This is a genomic window from Aurantimonas sp. (genome assembly GCF_964217435.1).
In the GTDB taxonomy this organism is placed as follows: domain Bacteria; phylum Pseudomonadota; class Alphaproteobacteria; order Rhizobiales; family Rhizobiaceae; genus Aurantimonas; species Aurantimonas coralicida.
On the sequence record NZ_CAXPJM010000037.1, the window covers coordinates 198,442 to 217,340 of the forward strand.

The following is an 18,899-nucleotide window of genomic DNA, read 5'->3' on the forward strand; positions in this document are numbered from 1 at the left end:
GCGGCGGACGATTTGGAGGGCACGCGGCGGCCTCTCCGCGCCGGTGGTTTCGGCTGCAACCAGACCCGCGCCGGCGACCTCGTACCATGGAACGATTCTGAAAAGCGCTTGAAGCGATCCCCGGCAAAGGGCAAGCTCGCGCCGGAGCCGTGGCGTGGGTAGTCGACGCCGCGCAGATATTCGCCCGTCCGGCAGCGATGCGGGACGATGCGATCAGACCCCCGGGGAGGATATCGATGAGTGACGTGACGATCACGGTGAACGGTCGGGAGATGAAGGGCGCGGTCGAAGACCGCACGCTGCTCGTCACCTTCCTGCGCGAAAATCTCGGCCTGACCGGCACCCATGTCGGCTGCGACACCTCGCAGTGCGGGGCCTGCGTGGTCCATGTGGACGGCAAGGCCGTGAAGTCCTGCACCATGCTGGCCGTCCAGGCCTCGGGCGCCTCGGTGACGACGATCGAGGGACTGGCCGACGGCGCCGAGCTGCATCCGGTGCAGACGGCCTTCCGCGAGCATCACGGCCTGCAGTGCGGCTTCTGCACCCCGGGCATGATCATGACGGCGGTGGACCTGATCCGCCAGCACGGCAGCGCGCTCGACGAGAAGGCGGTGCGCGACGGCCTCGAGGGCAATATCTGCCGCTGCACCGGCTACCACAACATCGTCAAGGCGATCCTGGCTGCCGCCGGCGCATCGCAGCCGCAGCAGGTCGCGGCCGAATAGGGAGGCAGGGCGGCCTTCGGGTCGCCACGGATCAGGGCGGCCGCAGCGATCCCGACGGTGATCCCGGCCCCCAGCGAAAATTGGGAGGTTTTCTATGGGTATCGAAGGCATCGGCGCAAAGGTTCTGCGCAAGGAGGATCGCCGGTTCATCACCGGGCGTGGCCGCTATGTCGACGACATGGTCGTGCCGGGCATGAAATACGCGGCGTTCGTGCGCTCGCCCCATGCCCATGCCACGATCTCCGGCATCGACATGGACGAAGCCAAGGGAATGCCGGGCGTCATCGGCATCCTGACCGGCGAGCAGCTGCAGGGCGACGGCATCGGCAATCTGATCTGCGGCTGGGCGGTGTCCTCCAAGGACGGCACGCCGATGAAGATGGGCGCCTGGCCGGCGCTGGCGGTGGAGAAGGTCCGCCATGTGGGCCAGGCCGTCGCGGTGGTCGTGGCCGAAACCCAGATGCAGGCGCGCGACGCGGCCGAAGCGGTGATGGTCGACTATGACGAGCTGCCGGCCGTGGTCAGCGCCGTCGAGGCGCTGAAGGAGGGCGCGCCGCAGCTCCATCCGGAAGCCGAGAACAACCTGATCTTCGACTGGGAACTGGGCGACAAGGGCGCGACGGACGCGGCTTTCACCAATGCCGCGCACGTCACTAAGCTGCACATCGTCAACAACCGGCTGGTGCCGAACCCGATGGAGCCGCGCGCGGCACTCGGCCATTACGACGCCGCCGACGACCACTACACCTGCTGGACCACCTCGCAGAACCCGCATGTCGCCCGGCTGGTGATGAGCGCTTTCTACAATGTCGCGCCGGAGCACAAGCTGCGGGTGATCGCGCCGGATGTGGGCGGCGGCTTCGGCTCCAAGATCTACATCTATCCCGAAGAGATCGTCTGCCTGTGGGCATCCAAGCGCACCGGCGTGCCGGTGAAGTGGACGTCCGATCGTACCGAGGCGTTCCTGACCGACGCCCATGGCCGCGACCACGTGACCGAAGTCGAGATGGCGCTGGACGCCGACAACAAGATCCTCGGTCTCAAGGTCGACACGGTGGCCAATCTGGGCGCCTACATGTCGCTGTTCTCGTCGGCGACCCCGACCTATCTCTACGCGACGCTCCTGTCGGGCCAGTACGACATCCCGGCGATCCACGCCAATGTCAGGGCCGTCTACACCAACACCGTGCCGGTCGACGCCTATCGCGGCGCCGGCCGGCCCGAGGCCACCTACGTCATCGAGCGGACCATGGAGACGGCGGCGCGCGAGCTCGGCGTCTCGCCGGCGGAACTGCGCCGCAAGAACTTCATCCGCTCCTTCCCGCACCAGACGCCGGTCATCATGGCCTATGACGCCGGCGATTTCGACGCGACGCTGGATGCCGGCATGCAGGCGGCGGACGTCGCGGGCTTCGAGGCCCGCCGGGCCGAGGCACAGTCGCGCGGCAAGCTGCGCGGTCTCGGCATGAGCTGCTACATTGAGGCCTGCGGCATTGCGCCGTCGAAGGCCGTGGGCTCGCTCGGCGCCGGCGTCGGGCTGTGGGAATCGGCCGAGGTCCGGGTCAATCCCGTCGGCACGATCGAGATCCTCACCGGCTCGCACAGCCACGGCCAGGGCCACGAGACGACCTTCGCCCAGCTCGTCGCCGAGCGTTTCGGCCTGCCGGTCGACAACGTCCAGGTGATCCATGGCGACACCGACAAGGTGCAGTTCGGCATGGGCACCTACGGCTCGCGCTCCGGCGCGGTCGGCATGTCGGCGATCCACAAGGCGCTCGACAAGGTCGAGGCCAAGGCCAAGAAGATCGCCGCGCATCTGCTGGAAGCCGACGAGGGCGACATCGTCATCGAGAATGGCGAGGTGAAGGTCGCGGGCACTGACAAGTCGCTCGGCTGGCACGAGGTCTGTCTCGGCGCCTATACCGGCCACAATCTGCCGGACGGCATGGAGCCCGGCCTGAAGGAAGGCGCGTTCTACGATCCGACCAACTTCACCTTCCCGGCCGGCTGCTACATCTGCGAGGTCGAAGTGGATCCGGAGACCGGCACCACCGAGATCGTGCAGTTCGTCGCCGCCGACGATTTCGGCCGGGTGATCAACCCGATGATCGTCGAGGGACAGGTGCATGGCGGTCTCGCCCAGGGCATCGGCCAGGCACTTCTGGAAGGCGCCCATTACGACGAGACCGGCCAGCTCGTGACGGCGTCCTACATGGACTACGCCATGCCGCGGGCCTGGGACCTGCCGATGTTCGACGTGTCGACCAACGAGACGCTGTGCCCCGGCAATCCGCTCGGCATGAAGGGCTGCGGCGAGGCCGGCGCGATCGGTTCGCCGCCGGCCGTCATCAACGCCATCACCGACGCCATCGGCAACAACGACCTGACCATGCCGGCGACGCCGCAGAAGGTGTGGCGCGCCATCCACGCCGTCACCTGACGGCGGCCTGATCGTCCGGCGGCCGCAGACCGGCCGCCGGCAGCGTTCCGGGACCCCTGGTCCCATCGAGACAGCCGCGCCGCGCGGCCCGCGCCTGAACAGGACAGGCGCGACCCGGCGCCAAGGGAGACCTGAGATGTACGAGACCACCTATCATCGCCCCTCGACCCTCGACGAGGCCGTCCGGCTGGTCGGCGACAGCGGCGGGGAGGGCAAGTTCCTCTCCGGCGGCATGACGCTGATCCCGACCATGAAGCAACGGCTTGCCGCGCCGACGGCGCTGGTCGATCTGCGCCATGTCGGCGAGCTCAAGGGCATCAGCGTCGAGGGCCGCTCGATCCGCATCGGCGGCGGCACGACCCATGCCGAGATCGCCGCCCATGAGGGCATCAAGTCGACCTGTCCGGGCTTCGCCTCGCTGGCCGGGCTGATCGGCGACATCGCCGTGCGCCACATGGGCACGATCGGTGGCTCGGTCGCCAATTACGACCCGGCCGCCGATTATCCGGCCGCCCTGAAGGCGATGGGCGCGACGATCCACACCTCCAAGCGCGAAATGCCGGCGGACGAATTCTTCGTCAGCCTGTTCGAGACGGCGCTGGAAGAGGACGAGATCGTCACCGCGGTGTCCTTCGAGGCGCCGGATCAGTGCGGCTACGAGAAATTCCGCAATCCGGCCTCGCGCTACGCCATGTGCGGCGTCTTCGTCGCCAAGCGCGGCGATGGCGTGAAGGTCGGCGTCACCGGCGCGGGCTCGAACGGCACCTTCCGCTGGGAAGCCGCCGAGCAGGCGCTGTCGGCGAATTTCGACGGCTCCGCCATCGAGGGGCTGTCGGTCGATCCGAGCGACATGCTGGCCGATCTGCACGGCTCGTCGGATTACCGCGCCAACCTCGTCAAGGTCGTCACCAAGCGCGCGGTCGCCAAGGCGCAGTCGCACTAGGCTCCGGCAAAGCTTTCATGATGCGACGGCCGGGCTTCAGCCCGGCCGTTTTCGTTTGTGGCGTCGCGCAGGACGGCACCCCGCCTCTGGTGCAGGCCTAAGCTCCCAAAGCGGCTCCGGAGTGACCACCTGCGACAGCCTGTAGCAGGGCAATCCGGCGGTGACCGCTCGCAGGAACATTCCGAGAACCCTATACAGGCGGGATGGCCAAGACCACGCTCATCGACAAGCTGGCGATCCTCTCGGACGCCGCCAAATACGACGCCTCCTGCGCGTCCAGCGGCTCGACCCGCCGCGACTCGGCGAAGTCCGGCGGCATCGGCTCGACCGAAGGCTCGGGCATCTGCCATGCCTATGCCCCGGACGGGCGCTGCATCTCGCTGCTCAAGATCCTGATGACGAATTTCTGCGTCTATGACTGCGTCTATTGCGTCAATCGCTCGTCGTCGAACGTGCCGCGGGCGCGCTTTTCAGTGCAGGAGGTTGTCGACCTGACGATGTCCTTCTACCGACGCAACTACATCGAGGGGCTGTTTCTCTCCTCCGGCATCATCCGCAGCTCCGACTACACGATGGAGGAGATGGTGCGGATCGCCCGAAAGCTGCGGCTGGAGGAAAATTTCCGCGGCTACATCCATCTGAAGACGATCCCCGATGCCGCGCCGGCGCTGATCGAGGAGGCGGGGCTGTTCGCCGACCGCCTGTCGATCAACATCGAGCTGCCGACCGACGTGACGCTGGAAGCCTTCGCGCCGGAAAAGAACCCGCGCGACATCCGCCGGTCGATGGGGCATCTGCGCGCCAAGATCGAGGAGCACAAGGGCGAGAAGCGGGACCGGGCGAAGCCGAAGCGCTTTGCGCCCGGCGGCCAGTCGACCCAGATGATCATCGGCGCCGACGGATCAAACGACGACGCGATCCTCGGCCGCTCGGAAAATCTCTACGGCAATTATCACCTGAAGCGGGTCTATTACTCGGCCTTCTCGCCGATCCCCGACGCCTCGAGCCGGCTGCCGCTCTCCAAGCCGCCGCTGATGCGCGAGCACCGGCTCTACCAGGCCGACTGGCTGATGCGCTTCTACGGCTTCGACCGTGGCGAGATCGTCGCGGGCGGCGATGACGGCATGCTGGATCTGGCGATCGACCCGAAGCTCGCCTGGGCGCTGAAGCATCGCGAGCGGTTTCCCGTCAACGTCAACCGCGCCGACCGCGAGATGCTCTTGCGGGTGCCGGGCCTTGGCACGCGGGCGGTGAACCGCATCCTGTCGACGCGGCGGCATCGCAGCCTGCGCCTCGACGACGTGGCGCGGCTCTGCCAGTCGGTGGACAAGGTGCGGCCGTTCATCGAGGCGCTCGACTGGTCGCCGGGCGCGGCGACGGACAGCGCCGGCCTGCGCGAGCGCTTCGTGCCGAAGGTGCAGCGGACGGCGCAGCTCGAACTGTTCTGAGCGTCGGGCCTCACACGGGCCGCGGCAGCCGGGCCGCGGAGCATTGGCGGAACCGCGGCACCGCCACGCAGGTTTCATTCCGTCCCGCAGGCGAGCCCGATCCCATGTATGTTGCGCGTCTTTCCTTCTCCGCCGATTTCGACGCGTGGCGCCAGGCGGCGCGCACGGCGCTGGCGCTTGGCGTGCCGCCGGAGGAGATGAGCTTCACAGTCGGTGACGAAACCGCGGGCCTCTTCGCCGGGCCGCTGCCGCCGGCACCCGCCGGCGCGCCGCAGCCGACCGTGCCGAAGGCGTTTCCCGAACTGGCGGCCAAGCTGGTCTGCCATGCCGATGCCGACCGCTTCGTCTTCGCTTATCGTCTGCTGTGGCGACTGCAACGGGAGAAGAAGCTCCTGGAGATCGCGTCGGACCGGGACATCCTGCGCGCCTCCGAGATGGAAAAGGCGGTCCGCCGCGACAGCCACAAGATGAAGGCCTTCGTGCGCTTTCGCGAGATCGAGGACGACGAAGGCCGCCGCCACTACGTCGCTTGGTTCGAACCGTTCCACCACATCGTCGAACACACCGCGCCCTTCTTCGCCCGGCGCTTCGCCGGGATGGTCTGGACCATCCTGACGCCGGAGCGCAGCGCCCATTGGGACGGCAGCGAACTGACCTTTCTGCCCGGCGCGACGAAGGACATGCGACCGGAGGGCGACGACATGGAAGCCCTGTGGCTCACCTATTACGCGTCGATCTTCAACCCGGCGCGGCTCAAGGTGAACGCCATGCGCGCCGAGATGCCGAAGAAATACTGGGCAAACATGCCCGAGACGGTGCTGATCAAGCCGCTGATCGCCGGGGCAGAGGCGGCGTCGCGGCGGATGATCGAGACCGCGCCGACCTTGCCCAGCCTGCGGCACGAACGCCAGAAGGAGCGCGACATGGCACGACAACCCGAGCTGGCGGCGCAGCCGGCGGACGAGCGCCCGACATCGATCGCCGCGGCGCGCGAGGCGGCCAGTCACTGCCGCGCTTGCCCGCTCTGGGAGCCGGCGACCCAGACGGTGTTCGGGCGAGGGCCGGAGGATGCACCGGTCATCTTCGTCGGCGAGCAGCCGGGCGATCAGGAGGACATTGCCGGCGAGCCCTTCATCGGGCCGGCGGGCAAGGTGTTCGACACGGCGCTGGGCGAGGCCGGGATCGACCGCAGCCGCGCCTATGTCACCAATGCCGTGAAGCACTTCAAGTTCGCGCCGCGCGGCAAGCGGCGCATCCACGCCAAGCCGAATGGTGGCGAGGTGCGGGCCTGCCGTTGGTGGCTGGACCTCGAACGCGACCTGATCCGGCCGAAGCTGATCGTGGCGCTGGGCGCGACCGCTGCCTCCGCCGTCCTCGGCAAGACCGTGACGATCCGCGACACGCGGTCGAAGCTGATCGACCTCGACGAGGGGACGCGGGCGCTGGTCACCGTGCATCCGTCCTACATCCTGCGGCTGCCCGACAAGGCCACGCAGGAGCGCGAGCGCGAAGCTTTTCACGCGGACATGGCGCTGGTGCGCGAGACGGTGCCGGAACTGGCGCTCTAGCCGATCAGGACGAGACGGATGCCGTAGCCGACCGTGGCGACGGCGGCGACGCCGCCGAGCCACAGGAGCGCGAACCAGCCGAGCCGGCTTTTCAGGCTACCCGGCGCCTTGTCCCCGGTCTCCGGGCGGTCGCCGTGCCGCGCCGTCAATGGTGGTATCCTTCGCCCTCGCGGACCTTGCCGCGGAAGACCCAGTAGGAATAGCCGGTATAGGCGAGGATCAGCGGGATCAGCACCGTCGCCCCGACCAGGAGGAACATCAGCGAGGATTCCGGTGCGGCCGCCTCCCAGATGGTGACATGGGGCGGGATGATGTCCGGATAGAAGGTGATCCCGAGCCCGGCGAAGGACAGGACGAAGATCGCCAGCGCCGACAGGAACGGCCGGATCTCCTTGCCGGTCGCCAGCGACTGGAACAGGCTGAAGGTGGCGAGCGCGACGAGGATCGGCACCGGCGCCACGTAGAAGATCTGCGGGAAGGTGAACCAGCGCAGATAGAACTGGTCTTCCATGAACGGCATCCACAGGCTGACCACGCCGATCAGGACCATGGTGCCGACCGCCGAGATCCACGCGTAGCGGCGGGCGATGTCGTGCAGTTCGCCCTCGGTCTTCATGACCAGCCAGGTGGCGCCCAGCAGCGCGTAGCCGACCACGACGGCAACGCCGGTCATCAACGAGAAGGGCGTCAGCCAGTCGAACCAGCCGCCGGCATAGGCGCGGCCGTCGATGTCGATGCCCTGGACCAGCGTGCCGAGGGCAACGCCCTGGCTGAAGGCGGCGACGATCGAGCCGACGAAGAACGACACGTCCCACATCCAGCGCCCGCGTACCGTCTTGAAGCGGAACTCGAAGGCCACCCCGCGGAAGATCAGCGCCAGGAGCATGGCGATGACCGGCGCGTAGATGGCCGGCATGATGATCGCGTAGGCCAGCGGGAAGACCGCGAACAGGCCGCCGCCGCCCAGCACCAGCCAGGTTTCGTTGCCGTCCCAGATCGGCGCCACCGTGTTCATGGCGGTGTCGCGGTTCTCGTGCCGGCCGAGCAGCGGGAACAGGATGCCGGTGCCCAGGTCGAAGCCGTCGAGAATGACATAGGCAATGACCGCGAAGGCGATGATGAAGGCCCAGAGTACAGCGAGATCCATCTGCGTCGGCCTCCTATTCCGCCGGTTCGGGTTTGTTGCGGCCTTCCAGCGAGAAGGCGGGCGTGATGCCGGCCGAGCGCGTCGGATGATGATCCGGCGTGTCGTCCTCTGCCGGGCTGGGCAGCTTCGACATCAGGCGCATGATGTAGAATGTCCCGGCGCCGAACAGCACGAAATACACCACGATGAACGCCACCAGTGAGGTGCCCACCGCTTCGGCGGCGATCGGCGAATGGCTCTCGGCGGTCCGCAGCAGGCCGAAGACCGTGAAGGGCTGGCGCCCCATCTCGGTGGTAACCCAGCCGCAGATCACCGCGACGAAGCCCATCGGCCCCATGGCGATCATGGCGCGCTGCAGCCAGGGCGAATCGTAGAGCGAACCGCGGAAGCGCTTGAACAGCGACCACAGGCCGATGCCGAGCATGGCGAAGCCGATGCCGACCATCACCCGGAAGGTCCAGAAGATCACCGTCGAGTTCGGCCAGTCCTCGCGCGGGAAGGCGTCGAGGCCCTGCACCTCGCCGTCGAGCGAATGGGTGAGGATCAGCGAGCCGAGATAGGGCACGTTGACGGCATAGTCGGTCCGGCCTTCCTCCATGTTCGGGATGCCGAACAGGGTGAGCGGCATCGCACCGTCGGAATTCGTCTCGAAATGCCCTTCGATCGCAGCGATCTTGGCGGGCTGGTGTTCCAGCGTGTTGGTGCCGTGCAGGTCGCCGGCAACGATCTGGATCGGCGCGACGATGGTCGCCATCCACAGCGCCATGGAGAACATGGTGCGGGCCATCTGGTTGCTGCGGTCGCGCAGCAGATGGAACGCCCCGACCGCGCCGACGATGAAGGCCGTGGTGAGATAGGCGGCCAGCACCATGTGCACCAGCCGGTAGGGGAAGGACGGGTTGAAGACGATCGCCCACCAGTCCTCCGGCACGAACTGGCCGGCGGCATTGTAGCTGAAGCCCGCCGGCGTCTGCATCCAGGAGTTCACGGAGAGGATCCAGAAGGCCGAGAACAGCGTGCCGAGGGCGACGACGACCGTGGCGGCGAAGTGCAGCTTGTCGCCGACGCGCTTGCGGCCGAACAGCATGATGCCGAGGAAACCGGCCTCCAGGAAGAAGGCGGACAGCACCTCATAGCCCATCATGGGGCCGAGGATCGGCCCGGTCTTGTCGGAGAAGACCGACCAGTTGGTGCCGAACTGGTAGCTCATCACGATGCCGGAGACGACGCCCATGCCGAAGCTCAGGGCGAAGATCTTGATCCAGTAGTTGAAGGTGTCGATGTAGACCGACCGCCCGGTCGCCAGCCACAGGCCCTCGAGAACCGCGAGGAACGAGGCGAGGCCGATGGTGAACGCCGGAAATATGATGTGGAACGAGATGGTGAAGGCGAACTGGAAGCGGGCGAGGGTGACCGGGTCGAAACCTTCGAACATGGTTTTGCCTTCAACATTATCTGGCGCGTGAATGCACCCAAGATGGACGCTGCGACAAGGTCAGAGTAGGCCTCTGCGACCATTTTGCCAGCGTATGGGCGCAAGGCCGCGCGGCTTTTTCCGCGCGCCGTGACCCGATCTCGATCGCCACTTGTGCGGTTTCCCCGTGCCGTTCTTCTGGTATGGATGCCCCGGGACGATGCGGGGAGGGATTTGCATGAACACGACGGCATGGTCGGGGGACCTGACGACGATCTTTGAGGCGGCCGTTGCGGCGGCCCATCCGGCGAGCATTCTCGCCGCGCATCTGCCGCCGCCGCCGCCGGGGCGCATCGTCGTCCTCGCTGCCGGCAAGGCCGCCGCCTCGATGGCCGCCGCCGCGGTCGCCCATTACACGCAGACGCACGGCGTGCCGGCCAACCGGCTCACCGGCATCGCGGTCACCCGCGATGGCTATGCGCTCGACGCCGGGCCGATCCCGGTGGTCGAGGCCGGGCACCCGCTGCCCAACGAACACGGGCTGGCGGCGACGGCGAAGGTGGTCGCGCTCGCCGAAGCGGCTGGGCCGGACGACCTCGTGCTGGCGCTGATCTCCGGTGGCGGCTCGGCCAACTGGCTGCTGCCCGCCGAGGGCATTTCGCTCGCCGACAAGCAGGCGGTGACGAAGGCGATGCTGCGCAGCGGCGCCGGCATCGGCGAGATCAACTGCGTGCGCAAGCATCTGTCGCGGATCAAGGGTGGACGCCTCGCCCATGCCTGCGGCGCGGCGCGGCTGATCACCCTGGCGATCTCCGACGTGCCGGGCGACGATCCGAGCGTCATCGCCTCCGGCCCCACCGTGCCGGACGCAACGACCCTCGCCGATGCGCGGGCAATCATCGAGAAGCGTGGCATCGATCTGCCGGCTTCCTGCCGCGCAGCGCTGGACGATCCGGCCAACGAGACGCCGAAGCCGGGCAATCCGGTCTTCGAGCAGGCTGAATACAAGATCGTGGCCACCCCTGCCGCCTCGCTCGACGCCGCCGCGAAGACGGCCGAGCGGCTCGGCTACAGGGTGGTCAGCTTCGGCGCCGACGTGGAGGGCGAGGCGCGGGACGTGGCGGCCGAACATGCCCGCATCGCGCTGGAGGCCATCGAGGCCGGCGACCGGGTCGCGATCCTGTCGGGCGGCGAACTGACGGTGACGATCCGCGGCGAGGGGCGCGGCGGGCCGAACCAGGAATATGCGCTGGCCCTGGCGCTGGCGCTGGGCGCCCATCCCGGCATCGCGGTGCTGTCCGGCGACACGGACGGCACCGATGGCGGGACCGGCCTTGCCAGCGATCCGGCCGGCGCCTTCGTCCTGCCGGACACGCTGGCCAAGGCGGCGGCTGCCGGGCTCGACGCCGAGGCGGCACTGGCGGCGAACGATTCGACCGGCTTCTTCGAGGCCATCGACGGCCTGTTCGTGCCGGGTCCGACCCACACCAATGTCAACGATTGCCGGATCATCCTCGTCGATCCGGCGGCGAGCTCCGAAGGGAGGCCGGCATGAAGCGTTCCCGCGTCAACGAGATCCTCAGGGAAGCGGATTCCTACATCCGCTCCTTCGGCTACGTCATGCCGCCCTTCGCCTATCTTTCCCCGAACGAGATGAAGGCGCGGCGGGCCGATCTGTCGACCATCGTGGAGCGCCGGCTCGGCTGGGACGTGACCGATTACGGCAAGGGCGATTTCGACCGGATGGGGCTGTTCCTCTTCACCACGCGCAACGGCGACGCGGCGGATCTGAAGGCCGGCGGCGGGATGCTCTATGCCGAGAAGATCATGATCTCCCGCCACGACCAGTATTCGCCGATGCACCGGCACATCGTCAAAGCCGAGGACATCATCAATCGCGGCGGTGCCAAGCTGGCGATCCAGATGCATGAAAGCGCGCCCGACGGCTCCGTCGACGAGAGCGCCGAGGTCACCGTCGTCACCGACGGGATCACCCGGCGGCTGCCGGCCGGCGGCGTCCTGATGCTGGAGCCCGGCGAAAGTGTGACGCTGCTGCCCGGCAACTGGCACGCCTTCTGGGGCGAGGGCGGCGACGTCCTGATCGGCGAGGTCTCCACCGTCAACGACGACCTGACCGACAATGTCTTCCGCGAGCCGCTTGGCCGGTTTTCCGAGATCGAGGAGGACGAGGACCCGATGCTGCTGCTCGTCTCCGACTACGACAAGTGGCTCTGATCCGGTCGGAGCAACGCTGAAGCCTGCTTCGGCGCCGGACTCCGGCCCGCGGTCGCGCCTTCCTGTGGACAGGTCGTCGCCGTCTCGACTCTCGCCGGGGCGGGCGTGATAGGTTCCGGCCACGTCCCCTCGACGACCGGACCGCGCCGCCAAGGCGGGCGGTCGTTCACGACATCGCCAGCACCGAAAGGCCTGCAATGACCGTTGCCGTCGATCTCGGCACGACCCAAACCGGCGAACCGGCGGAGCTCGATCTGGAGGAGCTGCTGTCGACGCGCCTGCTCGTCCAGGGCAATTCGGGCTCGGGCAAGTCGCATCTCCTGCGCCGGCTTCTGGAGCGCAGCGCGGACTGGGTGCAGCAGGCGGTGATCGATCCGGAAGGCGACTTCGTGTCGCTGGCCGAGCGCTACGGCCATGTGGTCGTCGATGCCAATCGCACGCCGGCCGAGCTGACCCGCATCGCACGGCGCATCCGCGAGCATCGCGCCTCGGTGGTGCTCGATCTGGAAGGGCTCGACGCCGAGGTGCAGATGATGTGCTCGGCGGCCTTCCTGAACGGCTTGTTCGATGCCGACCGGGCGCACTGGTTCCCGATGTTGATCGCCGTCGACGAGGCGCATCTGTTCGCGCCGGCGATGTCCGGCGAGCATTCGGAAGAAGCCCGCCGGGCCTCGCTGGGCGCGATGACCAACCTGATGTGCCGCGGTCGCAAGCGCGGCCTTGCCGGGGTCATCGCCACCCAGCGCCTGGCCAAGCTCGCCAAGAACGTCGCTGCCGAGGCGTCGAACTTCCTGATGGGCCGGACCTTCCTCGACATCGACATGCAGCGCGCCGCCGACCTGCTCGGCATGGACCGGCGCGCCGCCGAACGCTTCCGCGACCTGGAGACCGGCAATTTCGTCGCGCTTGGACCGGCATTGTCGCGGCGGCCCATGCCGATCCGCATCGGTCCCGTCGAGACGGCGGGTCGCAGTGGGCGGCCGTCGCTGATGCCGCTGCCGGAGACGCCGCGCGAGGCGATGGAAGACCTGATCTTCACCGCGACGGAAGAGGACAAGGCGGCCGAGCGGCGGGCCATCGAGCGCCCGCAATCTAACGCCGCCCTGCGCATCGAGGGCGCCGCTGCGGCGATCGCCACGCGCGAGCTTCTGGAGCGGGTGGCCGCTGCCCCGTCCGTGTCGGAGCGGCACGAGCCGATCGACGACGATCCGCGCTCGCCGGAAGAGCGCGCCGCCGCCGTCGATGCGATCTTCGCCGAGATGCTGCAGGACCCGGACGCGGCCTTCCGGCCGGTGCCGGTACTCTATCAGGACTTCCTCACCCATTGCCGGCTGAAGCGTCTGCGCGGCGCCGAGACCGACATGGCGGCCTTCCGCCGGCGCCTGTCGCTGGCACGGGCCGGCGTGTCCTGCGAGACCGACGACGAGGAATGGCAGGGCGTCGTCGACCGGGCCGCCGATCTGCCCGAGGAGATGCAGGGCGTCTTCATGATGCTGGCCCGCGCGGCCCGCGACGAGGCGGAATGCCCCGAGGACGCGGCGCTGGCCCGCGCCTATGGCAGCCATTCGCCGTCGCGCGGCCGGTTCCTGTTGTCCTTCATGGCCGAGCGCGGGCTGATCACCGCCGAAGCCGATTTCCGCGGCAACCGCGTCGTCGGCATCACCGGCACCGACTGGCGGACGAAACTGCCGCAGGTCAAGCTGGACGCGGCCGACGAGGCGCGGGCCCGGCGGGCGGCACGGCTGGCACGCGGCTGACGCTGGAAAGGACGGCCGGCCAGCTTGAAACGCCGAGCCGCGCCCCTGCGTTCGTTACGCCGGGACCGGACGTCGCAGGGACGGCTTCGGGCGGAAACGTGGTAGCAGGCGGGGCAGCCGATCCTGCGGGCGTCGGTGCTCGGCCGGGCTGCAGAGCGTCGCCGCATGTCTTTCGCCATTCACGCTGAACCGGACGCAACATCGCCGCCATGGCTCATTTCGCGCTGATCTGTCCGCCCTATTACAGCCATCTGCAGGTCTTCGCCGTGCTCGGCGCGGAACTCGTGCGGCGCGGCCACCGGGCGAGCTTCGTCGTCAATGGCGGGGCGGGCGAGTTGCTCGCGGCAAAGGCTCCGGCGGGCATCGCGATCCACGAGGCCGGGGCGGGCGGCCCGGAACGCCTCGAGCGGATCATTGCCCGGGCGGCGCGGCCGAGCGGTCCCCTCGGCATCCTGCGCACGGTTTCCGACGCGGCCGGCCTGACCGACCAGCTCTGCCGCTTTGCCCCGGACATTCTGCGCGGCATCGGCGCGACGGCCATCCTCGGCGACCAGATGGAGCCGGCGGCCGGGCTTCTCGCCCGGCATCTCGGCCTGCCCTTCGTTTCGGTCGCCGCCGCCCTGCCGGTGCATGCCGATCCTGCCGTGCCGCTGCCCTTCCTGCCCTGGCCGTACGATCCGAGCGACAAGGGCCTGAAGCGCAATCGCGGCGGCGAACGCGTCGCCGACCTCCTGATGACCGCGCAGCGCCGAATGATCGCTGGCTGGGCGGAGCGGTTTGGTCTTGGACCCCACGCCGGGCATGCCGATTGCCTGTCCTCGCTGGCGCAGATCTCGCAGCTCGTGCCGGACTTCGACTTCCCGCGTCCCGCCGCCCCGCACCGCCACGCCGTCGGACCGATCCGCCCGCCATCGGAAAGTGCACCGGACCTTCCGGCCGAGCTTCAGGCGCGGCTCGACCCGGAACGGCCGCTGGTCTTCGCCTCGCTCGGCACGCTGCAGGGCCACCGCGCCGGCATCTTTCGCGCCGTGGCTGGCGCCTGCCGCGACCTCGGCGCGCAATGCGTCGTCGCCCATTGCGGCCGGCTGGATGCGCGGTCCGCTGCGCGCATCGATGCCGATATCGTCACCGACTTCGTGCCGCAGCGGGCGATGCTGTTGCGCGCCGCGGTCTGCGTGACCCATGCCGGCATGAACACGGTGCTGGATTCGCTGGAAGCCGGCGTTCCGATGCTGGCCCTGCCGATCGCCTTCGACCAGCCGGGGATCGGCGCGCGGATCGTCCATCACGGTGTCGGCGAGCGGCTGCCCCGCGTCCTTCTGTCCCGCGCGAAACTGCGCAATTCGCTTGAGCGGCTGCTGGCGGAGCCTAGGTTCCGCAACGCGGCGCAGCGGATCGGCCAGGACATCCGCATGTCCGGCGGCACGCGACGCGCGGCGGACATCATCGAGGATGCGGTGACCGGCAAACCCGCCGGCACCGGGTAGGAAGGCAAGGCATGAGCGGCGTCGAGCGCCACGACAGACCGATCGACGTGGCGTTCGTGGGCGGCGGCCTGGCCAATGGCCTTGCCGCATACCGGCTGGCGCGCGCACGACCGGAGCTGTCGATCCGCGTTTTCGAGGCCGGCGAGAAAGTCGGCGGCAACCACACATGGTCGTTTCATGCCGGCGACCTCAGCGCCGCCGAACATGACTGGCTGGCGCCCTTCGTGAGATATCGCTGGGATGCCTATGACGTGCGCTTTCCCCAGCGCCGACGCCAGATCGCAACGGGCTATCGCAGCGTGTCCTCCGAGCAGTTCCGGGCGGTGATCGAGGCCGAGCTCGGCGGCCGGATCGAGACGCACGCGCCGGTGCGGGCGGTCACGCCGACGACGCTCAGCCTGGAGAACGGACGCGAGATCGCCGCAGGCTGCGTCATCGACGGCCGCGGCCATGCGCCGAGCCCGCATCTGACCCTCGGCTTCCAGAAATTCCTCGGCCAGGAGATCGAACTCGCCGCGCCGCATGGCCTGTCGCGGCCGATCATCATGGACGCGACGGTCGCGCAGGAGGACGGCTATCGCTTCGTCTATGTGCTGCCGCTGACCGCGACGACGCTGCTCGTCGAGGACACCTATTACGCCGACGGGCCGGCCCTGTCCAAGGACCGCCTGCGCACGACCATCGCGGATTATCTCGCAACCCATGGCTGGACGGCGAAGGCGGTGCTGCGCGAGGAACGCGGCGTTCTGCCGATCGCGCTGGACGGCGACATCGACGCCTTCTGGGCGGACAGGCAGGGCGTTCCCGCGATGGGCCTTGCGGCGGCGCTGTTTCACCCGACCACCGGCTATTCGCTGCCCGACGCTGTGCGCCTTGCCGACCGGATCGCGGGCCTCACCGACCTGTCGGCCGGCGCGGTCTTTGCCGCGACGCGGGCGCATTCGGTGGCGGCGTGGCGGGGGCGGGGCTTCTTTCGCCTGCTCAACCGTCTCCTGTTCTTCGCCGGTGTCCCGTCGAAGCGCTACGAGATCCTGCAGCACTTCCACCGGCTGCCCGACACGCTGATCGGCCGGTTCTACGCGGCGCAGCTCTCACGGCTGGACATGGTCCGCATCATGACGGGGCGGCCGCCCGTGCCCGTCGGCAACGCATTGAAGGTGCTGGCACGGCACCGCCTCACAGGGGAACTGGCATGAGCGCTACGATGAACGGCGCGGGAGCGGGCGAGCGCACGGCCATCGTCATCGGCTCCGGCTTCGGCGGCCTGGCGCTGGCCATTCGCCTGCAGGCGAATGGCATCCAGACGACGCTTCTGGAGAAGCGCGACAAGCCGGGCGGCCGCGCCTATGTCTACGAGGATCAGGGCTTCATCTTCGATGCCGGTCCGACGGTGATCACCGATCCCTCGGCGCTGGAAGAGCTGTTCACGGCCGCCGGCCGGAAGATGGCGGACTATGTCGAGCTCCTGCCGGTAAAGCCCTTCTACCGCCTGTGCTGGGAAGACGGCTACAGCTTCGACTATGCCAACGACCAGGACGAGCTGGATCGCCAGATCCATGCGAAGAACCCGGCCGACATCGAGGGCTACCGCAAGTTCCTGGCCTATTCGCGGGAGGTGTTCCGCGAGGGCTACGAGAAGCTCGGCACGGTGCCGTTCCTGAACTTCCGCGACATGGTCAAGGCCGGACCGCAACTGGCGAAGCTGCAGGCGTGGCGCAGCGTCTATTCCAAGGTGGCGCAATATATCGAGGACGAGCAGCTCCGGCAGGCCTTCTCCTTCCACTCGCTGCTGGTCGGCGGCAATCCCTTCGCCACCTCCTCGATCTACGCGCTGATCCATGCGCTGGAGCGCGAATGGGGCGTCTGGTTCCCGCGCGGCGGCACCGGCGCGCTGGTCCGCGGCCTCGTCAGGCTGTTCGAGGATATGGGCGGCCGGGTCGAATTGTCGGCCGAGGCGGCACAGATCGAGGTGGAGGGCGACAGGGCGAAGGCCGTGGTGCTCAAGGACGGTCGCCGCTTCGAGGCCGACCGCATCGCCTCCAATGCCGACGTCGTCCACACCTACGGAACGCTGATGGCGGGCACCCGGCGCGGCGAGAAGGAGGCCAAGCGCCTCAAGGCGCGGCGCTTCTCCATGTCGCTCTTCGTGATCTATTTCGGCCTGAAGCGTCACCGGCCGGAACTGCAGCATCACACGGTCTGCTTCGGACCGCGCTACCGGCCGCTGATCGACGAGATCTTCAAGGGCGGGGAACTGCCGGGCGATTTCTCGCTCTATCTGCACAGCCCCTGCGCCACCGATCCCTCGCTGGCCCCGGAGGGCGCGGGCAGCTATTATGTCCTCGCCCCGGTTCCGCATCTCGGCAATACCGACATCGACTGGGAGATCGAGGGTCCGAAATATCGGGACCGCATCCTCGACTATCTCGAAGAACGCTACATTCCCGATCTCAGGGCCGACCTCGTGACCAGCCGCATCTTCACGCCATTCGATTTCCGCGACGAGCTGAACGCCCATGTCGGCTCGGCCTTCTCGCTCGATCCGGTGCTGACCCAGAGCGCCTGGTTCCGGCCGCACAATCGCGATGCCGACATTCCCAATCTCTATTTCGTCGGCGCGGGCACCCATCCGGGCGCCGGCGTGCCGGGCGTCGTCGGGTCCGCCAAGGCGACGGCCGGGCTGATGATCGCCGATTCGAGAGCCTGAGATGCTCGCCTCCCAACCCATCGCCGTGCCGCTCGATCCGGCGGCGCGGGCCGATCTGGCGGCCATGGCCGAGGATACGATCGCCAAGGGCTCCAGGAGCTTCGCGGCGGCGGCCAGGCTGTTCGATGCCGAGACCCGGCGCAGCGCCATGATGCTCTATGCCTGGTGCCGGCATTGCGACGACACCATCGACGACCAGGTGCTGGGCTTTGCCCGGCGGCCGCTCGGCACGCTCGGCTCGGGCGCGGAACGGCTGGCGCTGCTGGAAACGGAGACGCTGGCTGCCCTGCGCGGCGAGCCGACCTCGCATCCCAGCTTTCGCGCCGTGGCCGATGTCGTGGCCCGGCACGGCCTGCCGCAGGAGCTGCTGCTGCAGCATCTTGAAGGCTACCGAATGGATGTCGAGGAGCGGCATTACGCGACCGTCACCGACACGCTGACCTATTGCTACCATGTCGCCGGCGTCGTCGGCGTGATGATGAGCATGGTGATGGGGGCGAAGGACGAGACGACGCTCGACCGCGCCAGCGATCTGGGCATCGCCTTTCAGCTCACCAACATCGCCCGCGACATCGTCGAGGATGCCCGGGTCGGCCGGGTCTATCTGCCGGCGGAATGGCTGGCCGACGCCGATCTGAAACCCGGCGATCTCGCCGATCCGCGCCAGCGGCCGGTGGTGTCGCTGGTCGCCAACCGGCTGATCGATCTCGCCGAACCCTATTACGCCTCGGCCTTCCACGGCCTGCGGGAACTTCCGCCGCGTTCGGCCTGGGCGGTCGCGACGGCGCATGGCGTCTATCGTGAGATCGGCATGCAGGTGAAGGGGCTGGGCGCCCATGCCTGGGACGCGCGCGTCTCCACCGGGCGGCGGCAGAAGCTCGGCCATGTCGCCCGCGGCGCAGCCAAGGCGGCGCTGGCGCGGCGTGGCGGACCGGCGGGCCGCTCCGAGGCGTTGTGGACCCGGCCCCGGCTGACGGGCCCCGCGCGCTAGGCCCCCTCAGGCCGCCGGGCCTCGCCCCCTGGAAGCA

Annotated in this window: 15 protein-coding genes; 12 read left to right on the forward strand and 3 right to left on the reverse strand. The window is 68.4% G+C overall.

Features of this window, described 5'->3' with window-relative positions; translation table 11 throughout:
- Positions 1 to 236 precede the first annotated feature (236 nt).
- The 5 genes from ACEQX1_RS14885 (at position 237) to ACEQX1_RS14905 (ending at position 7,124) form a co-directional block, all read left to right on the forward strand.
- Entirely contained in the window at positions 237 to 725 is a 489-nt protein-coding gene (locus ACEQX1_RS14885; RefSeq protein WP_024349230.1) for a (2Fe-2S)-binding protein, read from the forward strand.
- A gap of 94 nt (positions 726 to 819) precedes the next feature.
- Positions 820 to 3,165, forward strand: a complete 2,346-nt coding sequence (locus ACEQX1_RS14890; RefSeq protein WP_370196989.1) for a xanthine dehydrogenase family protein molybdopterin-binding subunit — start codon at positions 820 to 822, stop codon at positions 3,163 to 3,165.
- A 136-nt stretch (positions 3,166 to 3,301) separates the two neighbouring features.
- Positions 3,302 to 4,108: a xanthine dehydrogenase family protein subunit M gene (locus ACEQX1_RS14895; RefSeq protein ID WP_370195336.1), complete on the forward strand. Its 807-nt coding sequence runs from the start codon at positions 3,302 to 3,304 to the stop codon at positions 4,106 to 4,108.
- A 203-nt stretch (positions 4,109 to 4,311) separates the two neighbouring features.
- Positions 4,312 to 5,556, forward strand: coding sequence for a putative DNA modification/repair radical SAM protein (locus tag ACEQX1_RS14900; protein WP_370195337.1), 1,245 nt, complete (start codon positions 4,312 to 4,314; stop codon positions 5,554 to 5,556).
- A 104-nt stretch (positions 5,557 to 5,660) separates the two neighbouring features.
- Positions 5,661 to 7,124, forward strand: a complete 1,464-nt coding sequence (locus ACEQX1_RS14905) for a UdgX family uracil-DNA binding protein (RefSeq protein WP_370196990.1) — start codon at positions 5,661 to 5,663, stop codon at positions 7,122 to 7,124.
- Here ACEQX1_RS14905 and ACEQX1_RS14910 read toward each other — a convergent pair.
- Genes ACEQX1_RS14910 through ACEQX1_RS14920 form a run of 3 tightly spaced genes read right to left on the reverse strand, consistent with a single transcriptional unit; the run spans position 7,121 to position 9,706 of the window.
- Positions 7,121 to 7,273, reverse strand: a complete 153-nt coding sequence (locus ACEQX1_RS14910) for a DUF2474 domain-containing protein (RefSeq protein WP_370195339.1) — start codon at positions 7,271 to 7,273, stop codon at positions 7,121 to 7,123. The two genes, ACEQX1_RS14905 and ACEQX1_RS14910, sit on opposite strands and share 4 nt — an antisense overlap.
- Positions 7,270 to 8,271, reverse strand: coding sequence for a cytochrome d ubiquinol oxidase subunit II (cydB, locus tag ACEQX1_RS14915; RefSeq protein ID WP_024349225.1), 1,002 nt, complete (start codon positions 8,269 to 8,271; stop codon positions 7,270 to 7,272). The genes ACEQX1_RS14910 and cydB overlap by 4 nt, the downstream gene beginning before the upstream one ends.
- A gap of 13 nt (positions 8,272 to 8,284) precedes the next feature.
- The gene (locus tag ACEQX1_RS14920; protein WP_024349224.1) at positions 8,285 to 9,706 is read right to left on the reverse strand and encodes a cytochrome ubiquinol oxidase subunit I; all 1,422 of its coding nucleotides are present in this window, start codon (positions 9,704 to 9,706) and stop codon (positions 8,285 to 8,287) included.
- A 217-nt stretch (positions 9,707 to 9,923) separates the two neighbouring features.
- On the opposite strand from ACEQX1_RS14920, the gene ACEQX1_RS14925 reads away from it, so the two are divergent.
- The 7 genes from ACEQX1_RS14925 to ACEQX1_RS14955 all read left to right on the forward strand — a co-directional run bounded on the left by ACEQX1_RS14925 (position 9,924) and on the right by ACEQX1_RS14955 (position 18,862).
- A complete protein-coding gene (locus ACEQX1_RS14925) occupies positions 9,924 to 11,240 on the forward strand; it encodes a glycerate kinase (RefSeq protein WP_370196991.1) in 1,317 nt (438 codons plus the stop codon).
- Complete coding sequence (locus ACEQX1_RS14930) at positions 11,237 to 11,920, forward strand: D-lyxose/D-mannose family sugar isomerase (RefSeq protein ID WP_187392129.1); 684 nt, start codon at positions 11,237 to 11,239, stop codon at positions 11,918 to 11,920. Before ACEQX1_RS14925 ends, ACEQX1_RS14930 begins: the two co-directional genes overlap by 4 nt.
- Positions 11,921 to 12,117: 197 nt before the next feature.
- Complete coding sequence (locus ACEQX1_RS14935) at positions 12,118 to 13,677, forward strand: ATP-binding protein (protein WP_370194337.1); 1,560 nt, start codon at positions 12,118 to 12,120, stop codon at positions 13,675 to 13,677.
- Between the two features lie 209 nt (positions 13,678 to 13,886).
- The gene (locus tag ACEQX1_RS14940) at positions 13,887 to 15,164 is read left to right on the forward strand and encodes a glycosyltransferase (protein WP_370194338.1); all 1,278 of its coding nucleotides are present in this window, start codon (positions 13,887 to 13,889) and stop codon (positions 15,162 to 15,164) included.
- 11 nt (positions 15,165 to 15,175) lie between these two features.
- The gene (gene crtY, locus ACEQX1_RS14945) at positions 15,176 to 16,360 is read left to right on the forward strand and encodes a lycopene beta-cyclase CrtY (RefSeq protein ID WP_370194339.1); all 1,185 of its coding nucleotides are present in this window, start codon (positions 15,176 to 15,178) and stop codon (positions 16,358 to 16,360) included.
- Entirely contained in the window at positions 16,357 to 17,871 is a 1,515-nt protein-coding gene (locus ACEQX1_RS14950) for a phytoene desaturase (protein WP_370194340.1), read from the forward strand. Before crtY ends, ACEQX1_RS14950 begins: the two co-directional genes overlap by 4 nt.
- 1 nt (position 17,872) lies before the next feature.
- Positions 17,873 to 18,862: a phytoene/squalene synthase family protein gene (locus ACEQX1_RS14955; RefSeq protein ID WP_370196992.1), complete on the forward strand. Its 990-nt coding sequence runs from the start codon at positions 17,873 to 17,875 to the stop codon at positions 18,860 to 18,862.
- Positions 18,863 to 18,899 lie beyond the last annotated feature (37 nt).